Origin of the sequence: Petrocella sp. FN5 (assembly GCF_029210395.1) — a bacterium.
Taxonomy (GTDB): domain Bacteria; phylum Bacillota; class Clostridia; order Lachnospirales; family Vallitaleaceae; genus Petrocella.
Window position 1 is genome coordinate 1 of record NZ_JARGDP010000132.1, and the last position, 2,965, is coordinate 2,965.

Annotated in this window: 3 protein-coding genes and 1 pseudogene; all 4 read right to left on the reverse strand. The window is 31.9% G+C overall.

The genetic code is table 11. The annotated features are described in order from the left end of the window. Positions 1-170: 170 nt before the first annotated feature. Complete coding sequence (csn2-St, locus tag P0N36_RS14865) at positions 171-1,181, reverse strand: CRISPR-associated protein Csn2-St (RefSeq protein ID WP_275843658.1); 1,011 nt, start codon at positions 1,179-1,181, stop codon at positions 171-173. Next, positions 1,178-1,501: a CRISPR-associated endonuclease Cas2 gene (gene cas2, locus P0N36_RS14870; protein ID WP_275843659.1), complete on the reverse strand. Its 324-nt coding sequence runs from the start codon at positions 1,499-1,501 to the stop codon at positions 1,178-1,180. Before cas2 ends, csn2-St begins: the two co-directional genes overlap by 4 nt. Further along, positions 1,498-2,403 carry a type II CRISPR-associated endonuclease Cas1 gene (cas1, locus tag P0N36_RS14875; RefSeq protein ID WP_275843660.1) on the reverse strand — a complete coding sequence of 302 codons (906 nt, stop codon included), beginning with the start codon at positions 2,401-2,403 and terminating at the stop codon, positions 1,498-1,500. The genes cas2 and cas1 overlap by 4 nt, the downstream gene beginning before the upstream one ends. Positions 2,404-2,540: 137 nt before the next feature. Further along, positions 2,541-2,965: pseudogene (locus P0N36_RS14880) on the reverse strand (type II CRISPR RNA-guided endonuclease Cas9); the annotation flags it as partial.

Genomic DNA, 2,965 nt, shown 5'->3' on the forward strand with positions numbered 1-2,965 from the left:
GTTTTATGATGACTTAAATTCTTAGGGTACTAAAACTTGCATTGGCTGGATCTAATACGGTACCTTGTTTTATGATGACTTAAATTCTTAGGGTACTAAAACCTCAAATCGTCATTCTTGATCTTTGTATTCCCTACTAAAACAGTTACTTTCTAATAAAATTATACCATTTATTCACCGCTTTGTATATATTCTAAAGCCAGTAAATTAGGCACTTTAGCATGTTCTGTCACAATATTTTCTGATGAATTAATCATCTTTAGAATCACTTGAGATTCAACGTCTAGAAGTTGATCTTTGTAACCAATCTTATGAATTATTGGTGTTATAAGTCGAATGAGTTCCTCATCATTTAATTCCTTATGATATGGATAATGGTTGACAATAAAAGTTTTCAATTGTTCAAAAGAGTCAACGTTAAAAGTAAAGTTGTTCACTACATTTATAGACTCAATTAGCTCTTGATCGATTGAAATATAGCCTTCTTTACTGGTCGTCAATATGAATGCAAAATCGTGTTGAGTAGTAACAACTCGTAATTGATTTATGAAGTATATGTAATCCTTCACATCAAGCATTCTATCAATATTATGAAAGATAATCATCCTTTTTATAGGGTCATGTTCATTAATCTTTTGCAATAGTTCTATATACGTCATTAATTTATCAATAATTGGTATATTGATTTGCGGCTGTTCATTTTGTCCTATTAGCTTCATTGATAACTGATTCTTTAATAAGGACATCAATTCATATTCTATTAATTCAATATCTAAGCCCATACTATTCAATTGGATATAGTTCTTTATTTCATTGCCAAGATTAAGCAATTCATCATTAAGTTTCTGCAAAGCATAGCTCACATTTATATTAGATAGTGCATAATTTACATAATCTACTAAAAGACACGATTTCTGTTGGCTTAACTCATAATATAAGTCATTCATAGTTCTAAGAATACTACAATGATAATAACTTCTTCCAACCGCTAATCCATCTAGCAAAATATTGTTTTCTTGCTTGTACTCATCGTCGCTATACTTGTATTTCGAGAAATGCTTCGTAAGGCTATTTATAATATACTCTTTTGTCGAATCATTCATTCCTACAATTTGTGTAATACTTCCCAATTCAAGATCCTGAAGACAACCATTGGTCATTCTTACTGATAATAAGCTCATAAGAAAATCATCCTTTCCACACCAACCATTTGCTCTGTATGACTTTTGGTCCCAATTATAATCTTCATATCTTCATATTGTTTCTCCGTAATAGCTACCAATCGTATGTGTCCATTCGGAGGTGCTTTCTGATCCAACTTTGAAGACATTCTATTTGAATAGTCTCTGCTTGGACAAGTACGCATATACACAGAATATTGAAGCATAATGAAGCCTTCTGATATGAGTAACTTTCGAAATCTTCTATAAGCCTTTCGTTCATTTGGTGTTTCAGTTGGTAAATCAAACATACATATTAAACGCATCACTTTATACCTCATGTCTCCCCCAAATAATCATCAAAATCAAAATTGTTGACGTAAGTGAAGTCTTGATTTTTTATTGCATCACAAATATCACCTATATATTCATCCAGTGCGTTGGCTAAATACTGTTTCTTGTTTTTATAGAAGACTTTATGATTTACGATATTAACTAGTGCCTGGCGGTGTTGATAAGTGAATTGCTTTTCATTACATAGAAGTCCATAAACATAATAGTCAACAAATGGTCTTAGCGGTTCAATAAGGTCATCTACTAAGTTGAATTGATTATATTCACTTCTATGGTGCAAACCCAGCATTGTATTAAGTCCATATCCCACACACAATCTAGCAATATAAGACCTTAGAATGGTATACCCATAATTGAGTCCTGAATTCATAAGTATACTGTCATCACCTCTAGAGAAACTTTTACCCATCAAACGATTAAAATAAACCTTAGCACCATGTGCTTCACGATTGCTAGAATCACCTGATTTAACATCAAGTGTAAATGCTTTAATCTGATCAGTGATATTATCTTCATAACCAAGTTTACTTAGCATTTTAGACTGATTCATTAATTTGGCTATCACAATTTTGCACCAAAAGTCTTCTTTTATGTCTTGAGTTAACGCTACTTGCTGTGCAATTACTTTGCTCGCTCTACTATGATTGCAGAAACCTGTAAATATACCTATCGGCATATGGTCCAGTCCACATATAATTAGACATACATTCTCTTTAGCAATCATATTAAGTACTCGTGTAGAAAGGCTCGTATTGTGATTGTCAATGACAATTGTGGATATATCTCTTAATGGTATACTTATTGACTTTTCGCTAATCTGAATCATTAGATTGTCTAATTTGTATCTTATTATTGCATCACTTTCAATTAGTATCACTCTAAAAGCCATAATACCCCCTTTATTTTGATAAAAGAAAAAAGACACCCGTCGGTGTCTTTGAATCCGGCATAAAGCCTTATTTTAGTAGGTCCTAAAAACTTAAGTCATCACAAAAAAGTTTTGTACCTGACTTAAGTTTATACTTATCAACTTAAGTTGTCAAGCTTAAAGATAATACTAAAATTTTCTTTAGTGGTATAATGCTTATTGCCCAAGACATCCGTATTAATTTTTACTATTTTTTTTGTTTTACTAAGACCGACAAAGTTTTGTTTGTCAAAATTCGCAGCCGCCACCGGCTTAGTTTCAATGTAATTCCTCTTGCGAGGCATCGTTCTTGATAGATACCGCTCAATCTTTTCAATACCGTCTTTCTCATATAACACAATATCATTTTTGTATAGAGAAAATATAAACTTAACACCTCTTATTTTAAGATCTACTAACTTATTTCCTTCATCAAGAATCCCTTCTTTTACTAATACATTACAGTAGCTTTCTTCATCTAGGACGTATCCTTCTTTTGAGAAGTTAAAGTTGGCATACTTAATTCCAGCTAAATGATAAGTAC

Excerpts from the sequence above, each read along its gene's own strand:
- cas2 (WP_275843659.1), bottom strand. The coding sequence starts at position 1,501 with ATGAGGTATAAAGTGATGCGTTTAATATGTATGTTTGATTTACCAACT.
- csn2-St (WP_275843658.1), bottom strand. The coding sequence starts at position 1,181 with ATGAGCTTATTATCAGTAAGAATGACCAATGGTTGTCTTCAGGATCTT.
- cas1 (WP_275843660.1), bottom strand. The coding sequence starts at position 2,403 with ATGGCTTTTAGAGTGATACTAATTGAAAGTGATGCAATAATAAGATAC.